This is a genomic window from Allorhizobium sp. Av2 (assembly GCF_021462805.2).
GTDB lineage: Bacteria > Pseudomonadota > Alphaproteobacteria > Rhizobiales > Rhizobiaceae > Allorhizobium > Allorhizobium vitis_G.
The window spans coordinates 2,395,652-2,415,664 of the sequence record NZ_CP192696.1; the positions used below are offsets into that span (position 1 = coordinate 2,395,652).

General features: G+C 56.9%; 17 protein-coding genes. 9 read left to right on the top strand and 8 right to left on the bottom strand.

All coding sequences use genetic code 11. The features are described from left to right. Positions 1-55: 55 nt before the first annotated feature. The 7 genes from FS819_RS11430 (at position 56) to FS819_RS11460 (ending at position 9,741) form a co-directional block, all read left to right on the top strand. The gene (locus FS819_RS11430; RefSeq protein WP_156546832.1) at positions 56-847 is read left to right on the top strand and encodes an ABC transporter ATP-binding protein; all 792 of its coding nucleotides are present in this window, start codon (positions 56-58) and stop codon (positions 845-847) included. Next, complete coding sequence (locus FS819_RS11435) at positions 837-1,703, top strand: ABC transporter permease (protein WP_156546834.1); 867 nt, start codon at positions 837-839, stop codon at positions 1,701-1,703. The genes FS819_RS11430 and FS819_RS11435 overlap by 11 nt, the downstream gene beginning before the upstream one ends. Beyond that, positions 1,700-2,569, top strand: a complete 870-nt coding sequence (locus tag FS819_RS11440) for an ABC transporter permease (RefSeq protein ID WP_156546836.1) — start codon at positions 1,700-1,702, stop codon at positions 2,567-2,569. The genes FS819_RS11435 and FS819_RS11440 overlap by 4 nt, the downstream gene beginning before the upstream one ends. Positions 2,570-2,588: 19 nt before the next feature. Beyond that, on the top strand, positions 2,589-3,581 hold the full coding sequence (locus FS819_RS11445; RefSeq protein ID WP_156546838.1) for an ABC transporter substrate-binding protein: 993 nt from the start codon (positions 2,589-2,591) through the stop codon (positions 3,579-3,581). A gap of 593 nt (positions 3,582-4,174) precedes the next feature. Beyond that, positions 4,175-5,365: an efflux RND transporter periplasmic adaptor subunit gene (locus FS819_RS11450; RefSeq protein ID WP_156547087.1), complete on the top strand. Its 1,191-nt coding sequence runs from the start codon at positions 4,175-4,177 to the stop codon at positions 5,363-5,365. 12 nt (positions 5,366-5,377) lie between these two features. Continuing rightward, complete coding sequence (locus tag FS819_RS11455; RefSeq protein ID WP_156546840.1) at positions 5,378-8,683, top strand: efflux RND transporter permease subunit; 3,306 nt, start codon at positions 5,378-5,380, stop codon at positions 8,681-8,683. A 368-nt stretch (positions 8,684-9,051) separates the two neighbouring features. Continuing rightward, entirely contained in the window at positions 9,052-9,741 is a 690-nt protein-coding gene (locus FS819_RS11460; protein ID WP_070166970.1) for a Crp/Fnr family transcriptional regulator, read from the top strand. A 154-nt stretch (positions 9,742-9,895) separates the two neighbouring features. On the opposite strand, the gene aidB is transcribed toward FS819_RS11460, so the two are convergent. The 6 genes from aidB to FS819_RS11490 all read right to left on the bottom strand — a co-directional run bounded on the left by aidB (position 9,896) and on the right by FS819_RS11490 (position 14,437). Then, on the bottom strand, positions 9,896-10,714 hold the full coding sequence (gene aidB / locus FS819_RS11465) for an AidB family quorum-quenching N-acyl homoserine lactonase (protein ID WP_156546842.1): 819 nt from the start codon (positions 10,712-10,714) through the stop codon (positions 9,896-9,898). Between the two features lies 1 nt (position 10,715). Beyond that, positions 10,716-11,327, bottom strand: coding sequence for an urease accessory protein UreG (gene ureG / locus FS819_RS11470; RefSeq protein ID WP_070166548.1), 612 nt, complete (start codon positions 11,325-11,327; stop codon positions 10,716-10,718). Positions 11,328-11,381: 54 nt separating this feature from the next. Next, complete coding sequence (locus FS819_RS11475; RefSeq protein WP_156546844.1) at positions 11,382-12,074, bottom strand: urease accessory protein UreF; 693 nt, start codon at positions 12,072-12,074, stop codon at positions 11,382-11,384. A 6-nt stretch (positions 12,075-12,080) separates the two neighbouring features. Then, the gene (ureE, locus tag FS819_RS11480; RefSeq protein ID WP_156546847.1) at positions 12,081-12,542 is read right to left on the bottom strand and encodes an urease accessory protein UreE; all 462 of its coding nucleotides are present in this window, start codon (positions 12,540-12,542) and stop codon (positions 12,081-12,083) included. A gap of 209 nt (positions 12,543-12,751) precedes the next feature. Next, complete coding sequence (locus FS819_RS11485) at positions 12,752-13,558, bottom strand: GGDEF domain-containing protein (protein WP_156546849.1); 807 nt, start codon at positions 13,556-13,558, stop codon at positions 12,752-12,754. 339 nt (positions 13,559-13,897) lie between these two features. After that, entirely contained in the window at positions 13,898-14,437 is a 540-nt protein-coding gene (locus FS819_RS11490) for a peroxiredoxin (RefSeq protein WP_156546851.1), read from the bottom strand. Between the two features lie 594 nt (positions 14,438-15,031). Here FS819_RS11490 and FS819_RS11495 point away from each other — a divergent pair. Both FS819_RS11495 and FS819_RS11500 read left to right on the top strand, forming a co-directional pair. Beyond that, positions 15,032-16,315 (top strand): glycosyltransferase family 4 protein, encoded by a 1,284-nt coding sequence (locus tag FS819_RS11495; protein WP_156546853.1) that lies wholly within the window; start codon positions 15,032-15,034, stop codon positions 16,313-16,315. Between the two features lie 115 nt (positions 16,316-16,430). Then, on the top strand, positions 16,431-17,513 hold the full coding sequence (locus tag FS819_RS11500; RefSeq protein WP_197433994.1) for a site-2 protease family protein: 1,083 nt from the start codon (positions 16,431-16,433) through the stop codon (positions 17,511-17,513). Between the two features lie 130 nt (positions 17,514-17,643). Here the strand turns inward: FS819_RS11500 and ureC are convergent, their stop codons facing one another. Both ureC and FS819_RS11510 read right to left on the bottom strand, forming a co-directional pair. After that, complete coding sequence (gene ureC, locus FS819_RS11505; RefSeq protein WP_234624523.1) at positions 17,644-19,356, bottom strand: urease subunit alpha; 1,713 nt, start codon at positions 19,354-19,356, stop codon at positions 17,644-17,646. Between the two features lie 2 nt (positions 19,357-19,358). Continuing rightward, positions 19,359-20,003, bottom strand: a complete 645-nt coding sequence (locus FS819_RS11510; RefSeq protein ID WP_156546859.1) for a Urease operon accessory protein — start codon at positions 20,001-20,003, stop codon at positions 19,359-19,361. Positions 20,004-20,013: the final 10 nt, after the last annotated feature.

The window sequence follows — 20,013 nt, forward strand, 5'->3', positions numbered from 1 at the left end:
ACCTCTCCATCCCAACCCGTTCTTCAGGTTACATCATGAGACATGGAATATCGTCATGACAACATCCCCCTATTCCGTCGTCTCCGCCAAAGATCTCTGTCTGACCTTCCAGACCAATGATGGGCCGGTGCATGCGCTGTCCAACGTGGATCTGGAGGTGAAAAAGGGCGATTTTGTTTCCTTCATCGGCCCATCCGGCTGTGGCAAAACCACGTTTTTGCGGGTAATCGCGGACCTTGAAAAGCACACCAGCGGCACCATCACCGTGAATGGCATGACGCCGGAGAATGCGCGCAAGGAACGCTCCTATGGCTATGTGTTTCAGGCAGCAGCGCTTTATCCGTGGCGCACCATTGAGCAAAACATTGCTCTGCCGCTGGAGATCATGGCCTATAGCCCGGATGAGAAGAAAAAGCGGATTGAGCAGACGCTGGAACTGGTCAATCTCGCAGGCTTTGGCAAAAAATTCCCCTGGCAGCTTTCTGGCGGCATGCAGCAGCGCGCTTCGATTGCCCGCGCGCTGGCCTTTGATGCTGATCTGTTGTTGATGGATGAGCCATTTGGGGCGCTGGATGAAATTGTCCGCGATCACTTGAACGAGCAATTGCTAAAGCTCTGGGATCGTACCAACAAAACCATCTGTTTTGTCACGCACTCGATCCCAGAGGCCGTTTATCTCTCCACCAAAATCGTCGTCATGAGCCCCCGGCCCGGTCGCGTGACCGATGTGATTGAATCCACCCTGCCACGGGAGCGACCACTGGATATTCGAGAAAGCCCGGAGTTTCTGGCCATTGCCCATCGGGTGCGCGAGGGTTTGCGGGCGGGGCATAGTTATGAGGAATAGACTGCTCCCCATCCTCACCGTCATCCTTGCCATCCTGATCATCTGGCATGTGTTTGTGGTTATTCTCAACGCGCCCTTTGTGCGCGATCAGGCAGCGCGGGCGGGTGAGACAATCACCACCGCGCAAGTGATTGAGCAGACCTTCAATCAGGAACGCCCTGTCCTTCCCGCCCCGCACCAGATTATTGCCGAGCTGTGGGATACGGTGATTGATAAGCCAATTACCTCCAAGCGCAGCCTTGTGTATCACGCATGGATCACCCTTTCCGCCACGCTCATGGGCTTTGGCATGGGCACAGCCCTTGGCATTTTGCTGGCCATTGCCATTGTGCATAATCGCGCCGTCGATAAATCGCTGATGCCGTGGGTGATTGCCAGCCAGACCATTCCGATCATTGCCGTGGCCCCGATGATTATAGTGGTGCTGAACGCCGTTGGAATTTCCGGCCTGATGCCGAAAGCGCTGATTTCCACCTATCTTTCCTTCTTTCCGGTGGTGGTGGGCATGGTCAAAGGTCTGCGTAGCCCGGATGCTATTTTGATTGATCTGATGCGCACATATTATGCCAGCAACACCCAGACATTTTGGAAACTCCGCATGCCTGCTGCCATGCCCTATCTGTTTACCTCGCTGAAAGTGGCCATTGCCATTTCACTGGTGGGAGCCATTGTGGGGGAATTGCCGACGGGTGCGGTCGCGGGCCTCGGCGCACGGCTGCTGTCTGGCTCTTACTATGGTCAGACGGTGCAAATCTGGGCAGCGCTGTTTATGGCGGCGGGGTTGGCGGCGCTGTTGGTGGCCATCGTCGGGCTTGCCCACACGGCGGTGTTGAAACGCATGGGAGAGCGGGCATGAGTGGTTATCTGCTGTTTGCGCTGATCTTCTGGCTTGTCGCATGGGGCGTGAACGAATGGCTGGTGCGGCAACGCTTTGCTGCCCTGCCCGCCCAACGCGCCGCCAATATTGCCGTGCCGTTGCTGTTTGGCGTGACGCTGCTGGTCATCTGGGAATGCGTGGTGCGCGGCTTTGACATCCCCTCCATTCTGCTGCCCGCCCCCAGCATGATCTGGACCCGGCTGATCCATTCCCTGCCCATCCTCTGGGCCGATTTTCAGCAGACGTTTTTGAAATCGGTGCTGACCGGCTATGTCGCAGGCTGCGGCCTTGGCTTTATCGTCGCGGTGCTAATTGATCGCTCACCCTTTTTGAAACAAGGCCTGTTGCCGATTGGCAATTTCGTCTCGGCCCTTCCGGTGGTGGGCGTGGCCCCAATCATGGTGATGTGGTTCGGGTTTGATTGGCCGTCAAAAGTCGCGGTCGTGGTGATCATGACCTTCTTCCCCATGCTGGTAAACACCGTGCAGGGCCTGTCTGCGGCAAGCCCCATGGAGCGCGATTTGATGCGCACCTATGCCGCCAGTTGGTGGCAGACGTTGATCAAGCTCCGGCTTCCCGCCGCATGGCCGTTTATCTTCAACGCCTTGAAAATCAATTCGACACTGGCGCTGATTGGGGCGATTGTGGCCGAGTTTTTCGGCACCCCCATCGTCGGCATGGGCTTTCGCATTTCCACCGAGGTTGGCCGCAGCAATGTGGATATGGTCTGGGCCGAAATTGCGGTGGCGGCGCTGGCTGGTTCTGTTTTCTATGGTTTGGTGGCACTGGCTGAAAAAGCCGTCACCTTCTGGCATCCGTCTGTCCGTGGTGGCCAGACTCGATAACACAAGAGAGGGAACGATAATGAAAAGCAAAATTGCTTCACTGTTGATGGCTGGCACCGTGTCATTGCTGGCCGTGCAGGCCCATGCCGCCGATAAGCTGACCCTGCAATTGAAATGGGTCACACAAGCACAATTTGCTGGCTATTACGTGGCCAAAGACAAGGGCTATTACAAAGAAGAAGGCCTTGATGTGGACATCAAGCCCGGCGGCCCGGACATTGCGCCCGCGCAAGTGCTGGCTGGTGGCGGTGCCGATGTGATCGTCGATTGGCTGCCATCTGCCTTGGCCACCCGCGAAAAAGGCGTGCCGCTAGTCAATATCGCCCAGCCGTTCAAGCATTCAGGCATGATGCTGACCTGTCTGAAGGAAAGCGGTGTCAAGACACCTGCTGATTTCAAGGGCAAGACCCTGGGCGTGTGGTTCTTCGGCAATGAATATCCGTTCCTGTCCTGGATGGCACATCTGGGCATCAAGACCGATGGCAGCGCTGATGGCGTGAAAGTGCTGAAACAGGGCTTCAACGTTGATCCGCTGTTGCAAAAGCAGGCCGCCTGCATTTCCACCATGACCTATAACGAATATTGGCAGGTGATTGATGCTGGTATCAAGCCGGATCAGCTGATCACCTTCCCCTATGAAAAGGAAGGCGTCGCAACCTTGGAAGACGGCCTCTACGTGCTGGAGCCAAAGCTGAAAGACCCAGCCTTCAAGGAAAAAATGATCAAGTTCGTCCGCGCCTCCATGAAGGGCTGGAAATGGGCTGAAAAGAACCCGGACGAGGCAGCTGGTATCGTTCTCGACAACGACGCCTCCGGCGCCCAGACCGAAAAGCATCAGAAGCGGATGATGAGCGAAGTGGCCAAGCTGACCGAAGGCTCCAAGGGCGCATTGGATGAGGCCGATTATAAGCGCACCGTGGCCACCCTGCTTGGCGGCGGCTCTGATCCTGTCATATCCAAGGAACCCGTGGGTGCTTATACCCATGAAATCACCGATGCCGCGCTGAAATAGTCAGATCAAACTTTCAATTTTATCGTGTATTCGCCGCCAGGGTCCTCATCCCGTTCCCTGGCGGCGGGGTTCCCAGAGGCTGACTGAGCGGCCCCGCTGAGCTTGTTCTAACCCTCTTATTTCATGGGATTTTCATATTGGCACAGGCCCGACTACCGCGTGCGGGCAAAACCGGGTTTACCACACAAGCCGATCCGCGATCAGGTCGAAGCCGCGCGCTTTCCTTTAACTATTATTGCAATGCAACCTCTTCGCTGCACCGGCTCTATCTGCGGCGGGATTGCGCTGCAACCGGCCCTGTCGTAACGTAACCCTATTAAAAACCCGGGTTTTCCGTTGATCGACAAACCTGACATTGTATTTAAAGCCATTTCGATAATATTAGCGTATTGTGGGTTTTCCATAGATCCCCAGGGATTTGAATAGACATGTTTGAAATCGTATCGTCCCTGGTCACAGCGCGCCCCGGGAAAAAGGCTCGCGCCCACCCTGCCTTCGTCCGCAAGGCCGCGATCCGGCGTGATAAATCAGGCATTCGGAGGAGACCAGGGGTGACGGACAGTCGGGTTGAAACTTTGCGCGTCAGGCCAGTCATGCTCGTTCTGGCGCTGCTGCTATCGGTTAGCCAGGGCGGTTTTATACCTGCCGCGAACGCGCAATCTCCCGCACCCGCAGTCAGCACCGATGCCCAGCTCCCGGCCATCGTCGTTGCCGAAGCCAGCACCCAGAGCCTGACCGACAAGGTGATCGGCACCGGCAGCATCAAGGCGGTGGAGGAAATTTACGTCCAGCCTGAAGTGGATGGAATAGCCATTCGCAATCTCCTGGCCGATGTCGGCGACAAGGTGAAGGCCGGTCAGGTTCTGGCAACGCTGGACGGCGATAGCCTGATCCTGCAAAAGGCGCAGTATGCCGCCAACCAGGCCAAGGCCGAGGCCTCGCTTGCCCAGTACAAGATCCAGTTGATCGATGCGCAGGCCAGTGCAGCAGAAGCGGAACGCCAATTGGCGCGCGGCCAGTCACTGGTCTCGGGCGGCACGATTTCTACCGCTCAGGTCCAGCAATATGAGACCTCTGCCATCAATGCCCGCAACAAGGTGGACAGCGCCCGCCAGTCCATCGCCATTGCCGAGGCCGAATTGAAAGTGGTGATCAGCCAGGTCGCCGATCTTAATCTGAAACTGGCCCGCACCGATATCAAGGCGCCGTTCGGTGGGTTGATCACTGCGCGCAATGCCCGCATCGGCGCCATAGCTGCCGGTTCCGGCCAGCCGCTGTTCACCATTATCCGCGACAGCAAGATCGAGCTGGTGGCCGAAGTGTCCGAAAGCGATATGCAAAAAATGCGGGTCGGCCAACCGGCCGAAATCGCCATTGCCGGACAGGCAACGCCGATCAGCGGCCATGTGCGGCTGATCTCTCCCGCCGTCAGCCCCACGACGAGGCTCGGTGAGGTGCATGTTCTGCTTGATGATAGCGATGCGGCCCGCCAAGGCATGTATGCCAGCGCCTTGATCACCATCACCTCCGCCTCGGGCATTGCCCTGCCCTTATCGGCAATCGACAGCGGCAAGGCCGGCAGCTTTACCCGCGTCGTTGATAATGGCGTGGTCCGGCAGGTGAAAATCGAGACCGGCATTATCGAAAACGGCTTTATCCTGGTGGCATCAGGCGTCAAGCCGGGCGATCTGGTGGTGCTGAAAGCAGGCGCTTTCGTGCGCGATGGCGACAAGGTCAGGCCGGTGCTTGAAACCGTGAGCCAGACCGGCGCAATATCCAACTGACGAGGCAAGACGATGAATTTCTCCGCCTGGTCAATCCGCAATCCGATAGCACCCCTGTTGGGCTTCTTCCTGCTGATGGTGCTGGGCATCCAGTCCTTCAACAGCCTGCCCATTACCCGCTTTCCGAATATCGATGTGGCTGTCGTGTCGATCAGCGTCACCCAGAGTGGGGCGTCGCCGTCGGAACTGGAAATGCAGGTGACCAAGGAAATCGAGGATGCCGTTGCCTCGATCAACGGCGTCGACGAGATTTCCTCCAAGGTCAATGATGGCGTGTCCGTCACTTCGGTGGTGTTCCGCATCGAAATTCCCACCCAGCAGGCCGTTCAGGATGTCAAGGACGCGGTGGATCGGATCCGCAACGATCTGCCCGCCGGCGTCGATGAGCCGATCGTCAACAAGGTCGATGTCGAAGGCCAGGCAATCCAGACCTTTGCCGTCTCCGCCCCGAACATGACGCTTGAAGAATTGTCGTGGTTCGTCGATGACACGATCAAACGCGCGCTCCAGGGCCAGAAGGGCATTGGCCGCATCGACCGGATCGGCGGTGCCGACCGCGAGATCCGGATCGAACTGGACCCGGATCGGCTGAACGCGCTGGGCATTACCGCCGCCGACGTCAACAAGCAATTGCGCGGTACCAATGTCGATATCGGCTCGGGACGGGGCCAGGTGGCTGGCGCCGAACAGGCGATCCGCGTGCTGGGCGATACCCGTAATGTCCAGGCACTGGCCACCACCACCATTGCCATTTCCTCGGACCGCTTCGTCAAGCTTGCCGATCTTGGTCGGATCATCGATACCTATACGGAGCCGAAAAGTTTCGCGCTGTACGACAACCAGCCGGTGGTCTCCTTCTCGGTGTTTCGCTCCAAGGGCGCCTCCGACGTGGCCGTCGCCGAACTGGTGGCCAAGAGCCTTGATGAGGTGCGGGCCAAAAACCCTGATGTCGGCATCAACCTGATCAGCGATTTCGTCTATTTCACCTATGGCAATTACACCGCCGCTATCGATACCCTGCTGGAAGGGGCAATCCTCGCCGTCATCGTGGTGTTCCTGTTCCTGAAAAACTGGCGGGCAACGCTTATTTCGGCCATTGCCCTGCCGCTTTCCGCCATACCGACCTTCTGGATCCTCGAGATGATGGGCTTTTCGCTCAATCTCGTCAGCTTCCTCGCCCTGACACTGGCCACCGGCATTCTGGTGGACGACGCCATCGTCGAAATCGAAAACATCGCCCGCCATATCAAGATGGGCAAGACGCCCTATCGGGCCGCCATCGAGGCTGCCGACGAAATCGGCCTTGCCGTCATCGCCACCACCTTCACCATTGTGGCCGTCTTCGTGCCCGTGTCCTTCATGGGCGGCATTCCCGGTCAATATTTCATCCAGTTCGGCCTGACGGTCGCCTTTTCCGTGCTGTTTTCGCTGCTGGTCGCCCGGCTGATCACCCCGATGATGGCCGCCTATCTGATGCGGCCGGAAGACGGCCATGACGAGGACGAAGGGCAGGAAGGCCGCTTCATGCGGCTCTATACGCGGCTTGTCCTGACGACCACCAGCACATGGTATCGCCGCTATCTGACACTGGCGGCAGCGCTGGTGTTTCTGGTGGTGTCGGTCGGCCTGCTGATGCAGGTTCCCACCAGCTTCCTGCCGCCAGAAGATGCCGGGCGGATCACGCTTTCAATAGAGCTGCCGCCCAATGCCACGCTGGACGAGACCGAAAGTCGGGCCAGGCAGATCACCGAGACCTTGAAGCCGCTCGCCGGCGTGCAATCGGTCTTTGTCCAGGGCGGCACCTCGCCCAGTGGTGATCTGGAGCTGCGGCGGGCGTCCGTAACCCTGCAACTCTTCCGCATCGAGCATTCGCTGGTCAAAACCGTGGTCAACAAACTGATCGGTGGCCTGCCGCTGATCGGCCCTCACCTGCCGAAAATGACCGTCGACGGTCGCACGATCCCGCAATGGCAGATCGAAAAACAGGTCTTTGCCAAACTGCACGACATTCCCGATATGCGCGTCCAGAAGATGAACGATCGCGGTGCCCGCGACATGGCATTCTACTTCCTCTCCAAGAACGAAGAGGATCTGACCGAGGCGGTCAGCATTCTGGAAGCAAAGCTGCGCACCGTGCCAGTGCTGGCCAATGTCAGCGCCGATGGCTCGCTGCCGCGCCCGGAATTGCAGATCCGTCCGAAAACCGATGAAATGGCAAGATTGGGCATTACCGCCCAGCAGGTTTCCGAAACTCTTCGAGTCGCAACCATCGGCGATATCGATGCGCAATTGCCGAAAATCTCGCTGGACGGTCGGTTGATCCCGATCCGGGTTCAGGCGGCGCTTGGCCAGCGTCGCGACCTTGGCGCCATAAGGGCGTTGAAAATCAAGTCTGCCGCCGGTTCCATGGTGCCGCTCTCCACCGTGGTCGATATTGACTACACGCAAGGCATCAGTTCGATCAAACGCAATCACCGTGACCGTGTGGTCTCGATCGGCGCCGACCTGCCGCAAGGCGTGGCGCTCGATACGGCGACGGCAGCCTTCAAGCAGGCCGTTGCCTCCGCCAAGATTCCCGCCAGCGTCTATCTGAAGGAAACCGGCGACACCAAGGTCCAGAAGGAAATGCTGGCGAGCTTCGTCAATGCGATGATCCTTGGCCTGCTGCTGGTGCTGATCGTGCTGATCCTGCTGTTCAAGGACATCATCCAGCCCTTCACCATCCTTTTGTCGCTGCCGCTGGCCGTCGGCGGCGTGGCCGTGGCGTTGATCATCACCCATAATGCACTGTCAATGCCCGTGCTGATCGGTATCCTGATGCTGATGGGGATTGTCACCAAGAACGCCATCCTGCTGATCGATTTTGCCATCGAAATGCGCCGCCACGGCATGGAACGTGTCGAAGCGATGGTCGAGGCGGGCCGCAAACGCGCCAGACCGATCATCATGACCTCGATTGCCATGTCGGCGGGCATGCTGCCCTCGGCGCTGGGCGTCGGCGAAGGCGGCTCGTTCCGCTCCCCCATGGCCATCGCCGTGATCGGCGGCATCATCGTCTCGACGGTGATGAGCCTTGTCGTCGTCCCCTCCTTCTTCCTTGTCATGGACGATCTGTCACGCCTGCTGGGCGTCGTCTTCGGCAGGCTGGTCGGCGCCAAGGAACAGGAACGAGAGCCGCTCGACACCGCAACACTCACCGATTTACACGACCAGACCGCGGCCCAGATCTCCACGCTCGAAGCCCGCATGGATGGCCTGGAAGCCGGTGCTGCCCATCCGCCAAGACGCCTCTCAGCGGGACCGTTCGGACGGGATTGATACGAAAACCATTGAAAATGACAGATCCCACAAGGCGATACGGCAGCCATAGCGTATCGCCTTGTGCCGGGTTCGGTTTTCCACCCGAAGCCCCTGCTTAATCCGTTGAACGGAGCTGCAATCACGCAAACCTGTGATTGTAATTGGCTATTGATCGAAATCAAACCATTGGCCCGATTTTCCCATTAGATTACCCCCATCGACCAGTGGCGGGGGCCGATGGTGGGAAAGAGGGCGCCGTCTTGCACCAATGGGAACAGCTATGATGTCCCACGCAAGACCGAGCCGTTGCGACCACCCATTCCCCTTATGAACCATACCGCTATCAGGCGGGCGCTGCTGCGCAAGGGCTGAAGGAAAAGGACGGTCTGGCCGTGAACAAGGTTTTGAATTTGAACAGTCGCGATCGCAATATTCTGGTAAAATCACCCCTGATGGCCACGCTCGGCCCGGGCTCTTTAAACCGGATGCTGGAACTGGCGACAGTGTTGAGCTTCGAGGCGCGCGATATTCTGTTTCGCGAGGGCGACCCTGCCGATTATTTCTATTGCGTGCTGACCGGCTATGTCCGCCTCTATCGCCTGAACAAGGACGGACGCGAAGCCGACATCCGCATCAGCGGCGGTGGTGATACCTTTGCCGAAAGCCTGTTGGCCATGGGCGATACCTATCACTATAACGCCCAGGCGGCGGAGCATGTGACCGTGGCGCGATTTGATCTCGCCAAAGTACGCCAGCTTGCAGAGCAGGAAAACGACATCGCCCGTTCGGTGATCCGCTGCCTGTCCAATTACCTGCGCAGCACCATGGATTGCATCGCCAATGACCGGCTGCAAACCGCTCCGCAACGTGTGGCCCAATATCTGATCGACAATTGCCCCAATGGTGGCGGTGCTGTGTCGATCCGCCTGCCCTTCCAGAAAAGCCTGCTGGCCGGAAAGCTGGGCCTTGCGCCCGAAGCCCTGTCACGCGCCTTTTCCACCCTGCGGCACAGCGGCGTTACCGTGCGCGGTCGGATGGTCCAGATCAACGATGTCAACACACTCCGACAGATTTGACAGGCATCGCATCAGTCAAAGGCCAAAAAATCTGTTCCTGTCGCCTATGCTATATAATACCAAGGCTCAAAGATCAAAAATGGTGAAAGGGACAAGCGGTAAACGGGGTACTTAACCGCTTCATCCCTTTTACTTTTCACGGTTTCCTCAAAAATCAGACCGTGATGAAACGCCAGCCCTTGTCTGCTTTTTCCACACGCACGAAACCGGAGACATGGCCGCCTGTGGCAGTCCAGCCCTTTTCGCTTGCATGGGTGAAGATGGTCCGGCGGCTGTTGGCGCCCTGTCGTGCATCCGCATCGTAGATGAAGTAGAAATCGGGATCATCAAATTGAAGCTTGGACGCGTGTACCAGATCGCCCCAAAGCATGAGCTTTTCCGCTCCCTCGCCAATCAGATAGCCGGAATGACCAGGCGTGTGGCCGGGCATGGAAACCATCTCTATGCCAGGAAGTACCGGTCCTTCCAGGACAGGTCGCACCCGATCGCCGTAGATTTCCAGCAGGCGGGCAGCAATGTCGAATCCACCGCGCCGATAGATGGGGATGGTCTCCTTCAGCTCGGCTTTCGTAAAGAAAGCCAGATCCGCTTCCGGGACAACGATTTCCGCGTCGGCAAAATATTGCCCGACGTCGTCAAAAAGGCCCAGTGCATGGTCGCCATGCAAATGGGTGAGGAGAACCCGGCGCACATCAGCGCTGCTTATTCCTGCCCGCTCCAGCGCTGCCCTGCCGAGCCCCAATTCAGGTCCCCAATAGGGTCCTGTTCCTGCATCGACCAAGGTAATTCCGTCAGCGCCCGACAGCAGGAAAAAATTGACGTCCATGTCAATGGTGCGTGCCGGCCACGCCGCGACCGCCGCATTTCGCACTGCTTCACTGCTGGCGTGATCCAGATGTTCAATCGGCGCCCTAAAGACACCATCGACCATGATCGTCACATCATAGTGCCCAAAACGACGAATATCCGTCATGTCAAAGGCCTCCATGGCTTTCAAGGAAGCGGACAATGTCACCAACACCTTCACCACGTTTCATATCTGTGAAGACGACGGGCTTGCTCTCGCGCATACGCGCCGCATCGCGATCCATCACATCAAGGTCGACCTCGACATAGGGCGCCAGGTCTTTCTTGTTGATGACCAGCAAATCCGAGCGGGTAATGCCCGGCCCGCCCTTGCGGGGAATTTCCTCGCCCTGACAGACCGAGATCACGTAGATCGTCACATCGGCCAGATCGGGCGAAAAGGTCGCGGCCAGATTGTCGCCACCGGATTCGATGAAAATCACGTCAAGATCGGGTATACGCTCGTTCAGTCCGGCAATCGCCTGGAGATTGATCGACGCATCCTCCCGGATCGCCGTATGCGGACAGCCGCCGGTCTCCACGCCCACCACCCGGTCAGAAGACAGCGCTTGCATACGGATCAAAGCGTCGGCATCCTCACGGGTGTAGATATCATTGGTGACGACGGCCACCGAATAGCGGTCGCGCATCGCCTTGCACAGCTTTTCCGTCAGTGCCGTCTTGCCTGAGCCGACCGGGCCACCAATTCCAACCCGCAACGGACCATTTGCCGATTTCATGCTTTTCCCCTTGTTATTCTCTTGTTCTTATCCAAGCTTCTAAAGCTGGCGATATCACGACCGGAACAGTCGCACAGCTTGACCTTCATGGCGCGCCGAAACGATGTCCGCGGCAATCGTGGCGCTTCCAAGATCGTCCAACCCCGACTGGACGGCCCGGGCAGCCAGTCTTGCCACAGGCGCTTCGAGCCGCGACAGAATGGCGAGGCCTCCAGTCTGGCCGATCAGGCTGAGGCGAATGCCAGCCGAGACCTGCTGCGACAGGGCCGCATGCAGATAGGCGGCAAGCACTGCCTCGCAACCTATTCCCTGAAAGGCGCCGACTGCCCCAACCGCCACCGGATAGGCAACCGGACCGGACAATAGGACCGAAAACGGGTTCGCCCAGGAGCGGGCCGCATCGCGAAACGCCGCGCCGAGCGCCGTGGTTTCCTGATAGCGCTCCCGAGAGCCGGCCAGCGCCAGCGCCAGATCCGACACCTCGGTTAGGGACTGCGGCACATTCCAAACCCGCCAGGCCTCGGCCAGAAGCACCGCATCGTTCCAAACTGCGCCGTGATCCAGCAGCGATGTCAGCCAGGCCAGCAACGCCTCTTGGCGCCCGGTGGCGGTGCCGTCACCCTCGATCAACCCATCCTCAACCGCCTTTTCCAGTCCACCGGAATAGGCAAAACCGCCAATGGGAAAGGCCGGCGAGAGCCATGTCATCAACCGGATCAGGCCGAGCGTGTCGAGAGCAATGGTCATGTTTGATCAGGAATGGGCGTGGTGGGCATGCGACCCATGGCTGTGATAAGCGCCGCGCACCGGCTGAAACGGCTCCACCACCTCGCTGACCGTCGCGCCCAGCCCCTCCAGCATGGCGCGGATCACCGGATCACGACCGATCAGGATGCGATCCGGCTCGATCTGGGCAGGCAGATGGCGGTTGCCAAGATGCCAGGCCAGTTCCAGCAGATGCTGCCCATCGCGCGGTTCAATCGCGTAGAGCCGCTCATCGGCGGCCTTCACCGCGATCTGGTCGCCGTTTTCGAGCACCAGGCGGTCGCCATCGGCAAACAGCACCGCTTCCTTAAGGTCCAGCATCACCATCTCGCCATCGGCTAGATGCAGCAGCTTACGACGCAAATGGCGCATGTCATGGGCCAGAACAACTGTCGATACCGGCGGATCAAGGACATCTTTGGCCGGAAGATAAGAGATCACACGCAGCATCGGTACTCCATGGCCTTGCGGATCGCCAGTGGCTCCGCAACGCAGATATCAATTGACGAAACCGGATTTGGTCGACAGCCTTCGATAAAGCTCCGGCCTTGGCAAGCGCCAAGTTTGCGCAAAATAAAGGCCGGACGCAACAGGCAAAAGGACTTGTGCGGCTGTTATCGTAAATATCAAAGGAATGAGCGAGCCGCTCAGGATGCAGCCTAGATAGCCTGTTTCAAAGGCTGCGGGCCATGAGTCATTTCGTGCACGATACAGTTGCGGCCATTGGCCTTGGCGCGGTAAAGCGCGCGGTCGGCCGCAGCATAGACCACTTCCGGGCGCCTTTCCGGCGAAATTTCCGCAACGCCGATCGAGATCGAGGTCGAGATCAACCGACCGTCGAAATGCAGCCGAAGGTCGGAAATGCTGCGGCGGATCATGTCGATCCGCTCAAACCGCTGCTGGATCGTGTCGCCCTGGATGATCAAACCGAATTCCTCGCCGCCAAGCCTGGCCGTGACATGCGGATTACTGGCGAAATGGCACAGAATGTCTGCCACGGCCCGAATGACGAAATCGCCGGCGCTATGGCCGTAAGCATCATTGATCGACTTGAACCAATCGAGATCGGCGATGGCCAGCGAAGCGTTCCCCTCCGTCTGGTCCAGCGCTTCCGAGAAGGCGCGCCGGTTCAGCAGACCAGACAGACCGTCAATCCGGCTCAAATGCTCGTATTTGGCCTTGGCGATGGCGAGACTGCGGATTTCACGCGCCACGAAGACACCGGTGATCGTCGCCACGAAACTGCCCAACAACCAGCTCATCGCCACGCTGAGCTTGACCGCATCGATGAGCGGCATCGGCATCAGACCCAGCACCCAACAGAAAGGCAGGGCAACGATCTGAAAGCCAAGCGCAAGCGAAACAGACGAAAACATCAGATGCATGACAAAGCTGAAAATGTTTCCCCTTTGCGAGAGATCTTCAAATCCTCGGCGCAGCGAAAGCCAGTTCAATATTCGAATCAATTGCCGCCCCCTTCTCTGCTTTTCTCTGGGATAGGCCTGTTTTGTGTGTCGTTTCCTAAATCAATACCTAGAATTTTAACGATTGATTGTATGGGCCATCGCATCATTTCAATACACGAACAGCCAAAACAGATCATCCGGGCAAAGACAGGGGCGCGCCTGCATAAAGCGATACAGCAAACGTTAGTGCATCATGTTGGGTGGACGGCGCTTTAATGGAAATACCAGCGGCCCATGCATGACCGAAACGAAAAAACCCGGCACGCAGCCGGGCTTTTTCTGGTCTCGCAGACGTGTTTAACCACGCGTAAGGAGGCTCTTTGAAAATGAGCCTTCGTCTTACGCCGCCTGCTTGTCCTTCAGCTTTTCCAGGATATTCTGCGGCGAAGACACACCATAAGGGTCGCTATCGCAATTGTCGGAATAGCCCTCTTCTTCGAACCACTGCTCCACCACGCCATCGTTGATGATAGCCGCATAGCGCCAGGAACGCATGCCGAAGCCGAGATTGTCCTTGGACACCAGCATGCCCATCTTGCGGGTGAACTCGCCGGAGCCATCGGGAATGAGCTTGACATTGGCCAGGCCCTGCTGCTTGCCCCAGGCATTCATAACGAAAGCATCATTGACCGAAATGCAGTAGATGTCGTCAATGCCGGCAGACTGGAACTCGCTATAAAGCTTTTCGAAATCCGGCAGTTGGAAGGTCGAGCAGGTGGGAGTGAAAGCACCCGGAAGCGAAAAGAGCACGACTTTCTTGCCCTTGAAGTAATCATCCGAGGTCATATCTTGCCAACGGAAGGGGTTTGGGCCACCGACCTCTTCATCGCGAACGCGGGTACGAAACGTGACGCTGGGCACTTTTCTGCCAATAAGCATCGCTGATCTCCTTTGATAGACATGATGAAGCGTAAAAATGATGAAAAGCGGCCTTTTACCGGGCCACCGGGATCAGCCTTTCGATTACCGCATAACCATGTGCGGCGCAGCATAAAACAGCATGCTGGACGCCGCAGCATGCCTGACATGCGCATAGTGCATGGCGGACCCATTCGGCATTGCATAATGATGGCCAGTTTCGCTTTTAACGCGGCAAAAGCTCAAACCGGGCAAACCGGCCTATTGCGCGCGCTGTATAGAAGACCAACCGCGATGCCTTGGCCACTGCTGCCTCGACAGCAACGTATGCAATCGATCACAACTTTAACAAAGCTTCATAATAGCACATTATTGCCCTAATTTAAGATCTATACCTTTAATGGTCGATGCAGAGGGCGATTATCACATAAAAAAACAGACAAAACAGATCTTGAAGCATTGCAAAAAACTTTGTTGCGTATTTTAATCCGGAAATATTCGACCTTAACGATTTGTTAAGAATTTGCACAAAATTCGGCATCGAAACAGGCTTTCGAATGCCAATCGCCGACAGAAGATCTTTTTTGGTATTGGGTAGGGTTGGAGACGGAAACGATGTTGAATGCGAAAAAGCAGCCTATGACCCGGCATGTATTGCCTGTCGTAGAAGGCACCAATGGTCCGGTGGGCAGAGCCATTGACCGGGACCCCTCCGTCAGAAATACCCGTTTGTCGGTGCTAGCACCGACCCGTTACCCCTGGCGCTTCAATTCACCGCGCCACAGCCGGCACATGATCGAAAATCGCAATTTTGTGCCGATGAACTACGTATCGCCAAAGCTGGAAGGCATCACGGTCCTGTCGCCATTTCCGCCGCGCCGGTTCGACCTCATTCATGCGTTCAACCGGATACCGATGAGCGCGACGCCCTTCATGATCTCTTTTGAATCCCATATGCCGCGCGGCTTTGGCATTGAGACATCCGCCCTTTATGCCTTCATGACCCGGCGTCTGATTTCCGACCGCTGTCTGGGCATTGGCGCGATTTCCGAACATGCGCGCCGGATCTTTCAAAAAACCCATAGGAACAACCCTGCCTATGAGACCCTGAACCGCAAACTGTTTGTGCGCTATCCAAATATGGAAATCGAAGAGCGGCCAGATACGTTCAACGAGGAAAACCAGGGGCCGATCCGCGTCGTCTTCGTCGGAAATCACTTTGCTCGCAAGGGCGGCTGCGTTGGCGTGCGCATGGCCGAACTCGCCATGGAGCGCGGCATTCCGCTGGAAGTCGATATCGTCTCCACCGTGGAAGTCGGACCGATGTCCTGGACGGACCCGTTGGTGCCCGGCTACTTCGATCGTTACCGCAAATTGTTGAGCCTGCCGAATGTTCGCCATGTCCAGAACATTCCCAATAGCGAAGTGCTGAAAATCCTGCGCAACGCACATTTCTCGCTGCTGACCACATTTTGCGACACATTCGGCTTCAGCGCGATTGAATCTGAGGCCAATTATGTGCCGGTGATCGCCACGAAACAGGGCGCCCTGCCGGAATTCATCAAGCACCGGCAGAACGGCATCCTGCTCGACATGGAGACCACTGACATTGGTGAGTGGAAACACATTGCCGACGACCGCAGCACGCCGGAATTTGCCGAGATCCACGCCCGTGAAATCGAACGATTGGCCGAAGAAAGCCTGAACGAAGTCGTCGCCGCCATGGCCGACCAGAATGCCTACAAAGCCATGCGCCAAGCCGCCTATCGCACCGCAAAGACGATGTTTTCGGCAAAGGATGCCAATGAATTCTGGGACGATTTTTACGTTGAGGCCCTGAATGAGTACCGGACTGGCCACAATTCCTCAGGGCTGATGCAAAAGCCGTTTTCGGGGTGATGGAAGCGTCAAATCCGTCCAAGCCACCCAGGAAATCGATTTGCGTTTTCCTGGGAAACAATTAGGTTAGAAGCTCGTCCCTGGCCTGCCAGTCTTCATCAACGACAGGACGTGCTTGACCTACCTAATCGCCATAACGCTTTCCTTCATCGCCTCTCTCATCCTCGGAACAATTTTACACGAGGTTGGCCACGCTTTTGCAGCACGCCTCGGCAGGTTGCAGTTGAGAGAAATTCGCATCGGCATAGGCCGGATTATCTGGCAATTTCAAATTAAAAATATCGACATCGTTCTTCATAAATATCCAATAGCAGGCTTGGTCTCGATTTTCCCTCCGCTGAACTCTGAGCGTCGGCTAGAAAAATTAATTTATTTATCCGGCGGCCTGTTTTTCAATTTTATATTTTTATCAATATTATTTTATTTCCTTGTGGCATTTAGGGATCATCAATGTCCCAATATATTGCTTTCAACTGGAGTAGTCGTTCAAATATCGATAATTTTCATCAACGCAGTCCCCGGACATATTTACATTTTTGGACGAAAAATTCCAAACGACGGCCTTCAAATATTTCAAATTCTTATTAGCAGGAAAAATGAAACCGAGGTCTACAGAAAGCAGTATTTAATGCGCGTCCTCGATTATTCCGAAAAAAATGGAACGACGCCGATATTTAACGAAGCATCAGAGCGCGTCGCATTTTTAATCTACTGGAATGAAAATAGTCTGCATGGCAATTTTGACGACTATCTCCAGGCTCTCGAACAGGAACTCGACAGCGATCTCTCTTCCACCGAAAGAATACTTCTTATAGACGCATTGGTCACAGGGTCTCTTTTGCGAGACACTGTAAACAATATCGAAAATTTGGATCGCTGGACAGCAGAAGCACTATCGATACGGCCAACAGAAGACACCTTAAAAGCCTCTCGTGGCTCCGTCTTGATCGAACTCAACAAAGTGGGGGAAGGCCTTGATCTGTTCTCAACGCTCAGCTCCCTTGACCCGTTCAACAAGTGCTGCGTGCTGGCCTATGAAGCACTTGCTCATTATAAAATGGGCCATCCCGGCAAAGCAGAGGCCATATTTCGACAAGCGGTTTCGGAACATCAGTCACTGCCTCCAGCGGGCCAACTTTGCACCCCACTCATAAAGCGCATTGCAAAGGCTTTAGGCCTGGAGATGGATCGAACGTAAAGACGCTTGCTCCAATCGCAACCCCTATCGCGATGCGCCCTTGCACTTTTCGTAACTAAAGAGGACCCCGTATAGACGGGGCCGCCCTTCTCTTCGATCTTTGCCCCTGAAAAACTCACAGCAAGGCCCATCAAAACAAGAAATACCGCTGTGCCATCGGCAAGACCGTGGCCGGTTCGCAGGTCAGCAATTCGCCATCGGCACGCACTTCATAGGTTTCAGGATCGACCTCGATATGTGGCGTCAGGCTGTTGTGGATCATCGATGCCTTGGAAATACCGCCGCGGGTGTTTTTTACCGCCAGCAATTGCTTGGAAACGCCGAGCCGCTGGGCCAGCCCCACATCCAGCGAGGCCTGAGACACGAAGGTGACGGAGGAATTGGTGCGGGCCTTGCCATAGGCGCCGAACATGTGCCGATAATGAACCGGCTGCGGCGTCGGGATCGAAGCGTTGGGGTCGCCCATCGGGGCTGCGGCAATCGACCCTCCAAGCAGCACCATATCCGGCTTGACGCCGAAAAAGGCCGGGTTCCAGATCACCAGATCGGCGCGCTTGCCGATTTCAATCGAGCCGATTTCATGGGAGAGACCATGGGCAATGGCCGGGTTGATGGTGTATTTGGCGATGTAGCGCTTGACGCGCATATTGTCGTTCTCGCCGGTTTCCGATGGCAGCCGCCCGCGCTGACGCTTCATCTTGTCCGCCGTCTGCCAGGTGCGGATCGCCACTTCGCCGACCCGGCCCATGGCCTGGCTGTCCGACGAAATGATCGAAAACGCGCCGATATCGTGCAGAATGTCTTCCGCCGCGATGGTTTCCTTGCGGATCCGGCTTTCGGCAAAGGCAATGTCTTCCGGGATCGACGGGCTGAGATGGTGGCAGACCATCAGCATGTCCAAATGCTCGGCCAGTGTATTGATCGTATAGGGCCGCGTCGGATTGGTAGAAGACGGGATGACATTCGGCTGGCCGCAGATCTTGATGATATCTGGCGCATGGCCGCCACCTGCCCCTTCGGTATGGAAGGCATGAATGGTACGGCCCTTGATGGCACTGATGGAATCCTCAACGAAACCGCTTTCGTTCAGCGTATCGGTATGGATCATCACCTGCACGTCGTAGTCGTCGGCCACCGACAGGCAGCAATCGACGGCACCGGGCGTCGTCCCCCAGTCTTCGTGCAATTTCAGGGCGCATGCGCCGCCCAGCACCATTTCCTCCAGCGCGCCGGGCAATGAGGCATTGCCCTTGCCCGCAAAAGCCAGGTTCATCGGAAAGGCATCCGCCGCCTCGATCATCCGGGCAATATGCCAGGGACCCGGCGTACAGGTGGTGGCCAGCGTGCCATGCGCAGGGCCAGTGCCGCCGCCCAACATGCAGGTCAGCCCGCTCATCAGCGCTTCCTCGATCTGCTGCGGGCAGATGAAATGGAGATGGCTGTCCATGCCGCCCGCCGTGACGATCTTGCCTTCCCCGGCAATCGCCTCCGTGCCGGGGCCGACAATGATATTGACGCCTGGCTGGGTATCGGGATTGCCCGCCTTGCCGATTGCCACGATCCGGCCGTCCCTAAGTCCGATATCGGCCTTGACGATGCCCCAGTGATCGACGATCAGCGCATTGGTGATGACGGTATCAACCGCGCCGTCGACGCGCGTTGCCTGGCTTTGCCCCATGCCATCGCGGATCACCTTGCCGCCGCCGAATTTCACTTCATCGCCATAATGGGTGAAATCCTTTTCCACCTCGATGAACAGTTCGGTATCGGCCAACCGCACTTTATCCCCGGTCGTGGGGCCGAACATGCTGGCATAGGCGGCGCGGGACATTTTGAAAGGCATGGTCAGGCTCCTTGGGACAGGACAGATTGGGGTGAAGGCCCAAGGCGCGTCAGCCGCCCGGCCTCGATATGTGCGTCGATCACTTGCCGTTCCGCAGCGAAAGGATGGCCATCCCAACCCTGGTGCGAAAAGCCTGCAACGAAAATCCGATCTCCGGCAAAAGCCGGATCGCGAAGAACATGGCTCATCACTACCAGGCCGCTGCTCGGCGTGACATAGAGACCGGGATCATAGGGGTCCAATGCCGCCACTGCGGCCTCATGGGCCAAGGCAGGCAGAACAACGTGATCCTTGCCATTGCTGCGGGCAAATTCGGCAAAATTGTCGGTTTGATCCTCAAACAGATCGTCAAGTTCGGGAAAATTCACCAGAATCTCCGGCTTCATCGCCTCGAACTTGGCGGGATCGCGCACCGACCAGATCGCGCCGCTGGTGTCGACCGGCGGGCTGTTGCGCCAGGCGCAATCGGCCAGCATAGCCTTGGCGGGACGGCCGGTATTGCACACCGCCATCACGTCGGTTCGGTGTCCGGCCAGGCCGAAATTGCGCGCGCCATTGAAGCGAATGACCATATCGGCAGCATCAATGGCGTCCGCAACCTCCTGGGGAACTTCACCATTGCCAATGATCATGATCTTGCGATCCATGCCTGTCCGA

Coding starts and splice junctions, on each gene's coding strand:
- ureG (WP_070166548.1), bottom strand. CDS start 11,327: ATGAAATCGGCAAATGGTCCGTTGCGGGTTGGAATTGGTGGCCCGGTC.
- FS819_RS11450 (WP_156547087.1), top strand. CDS start 4,175: ATGCTCGTTCTGGCGCTGCTGCTATCGGTTAGCCAGGGCGGTTTTATA.
- FS819_RS11455 (WP_156546840.1), top strand. CDS start 5,378: ATGAATTTCTCCGCCTGGTCAATCCGCAATCCGATAGCACCCCTGTTG.
- FS819_RS11475 (WP_156546844.1), bottom strand. CDS start 12,074: ATGACCATTGCTCTCGACACGCTCGGCCTGATCCGGTTGATGACATGG.
- ureE (WP_156546847.1), bottom strand. CDS start 12,542: ATGCTGCGTGTGATCTCTTATCTTCCGGCCAAAGATGTCCTTGATCCG.
- ureC (WP_234624523.1), bottom strand. CDS start 19,356: ATGCCTTTCAAAATGTCCCGCGCCGCCTATGCCAGCATGTTCGGCCCC.
- FS819_RS11435 (WP_156546834.1), top strand. CDS start 837: ATGAGGAATAGACTGCTCCCCATCCTCACCGTCATCCTTGCCATCCTG.
- FS819_RS11490 (WP_156546851.1), bottom strand. CDS start 14,437: ATGCTTATTGGCAGAAAAGTGCCCAGCGTCACGTTTCGTACCCGCGTT.
- FS819_RS11495 (WP_156546853.1), top strand. CDS start 15,032: ATGTTGAATGCGAAAAAGCAGCCTATGACCCGGCATGTATTGCCTGTC.
- FS819_RS11445 (WP_156546838.1), top strand. CDS start 2,589: ATGAAAAGCAAAATTGCTTCACTGTTGATGGCTGGCACCGTGTCATTG.
- FS819_RS11510 (WP_156546859.1), bottom strand. CDS start 20,003: ATGGATCGCAAGATCATGATCATTGGCAATGGTGAAGTTCCCCAGGAG.
- aidB (WP_156546842.1), bottom strand. CDS start 10,714: ATGACGGATATTCGTCGTTTTGGGCACTATGATGTGACGATCATGGTC.
- FS819_RS11430 (WP_156546832.1), top strand. CDS start 56: ATGACAACATCCCCCTATTCCGTCGTCTCCGCCAAAGATCTCTGTCTG.
- FS819_RS11440 (WP_156546836.1), top strand. CDS start 1,700: ATGAGTGGTTATCTGCTGTTTGCGCTGATCTTCTGGCTTGTCGCATGG.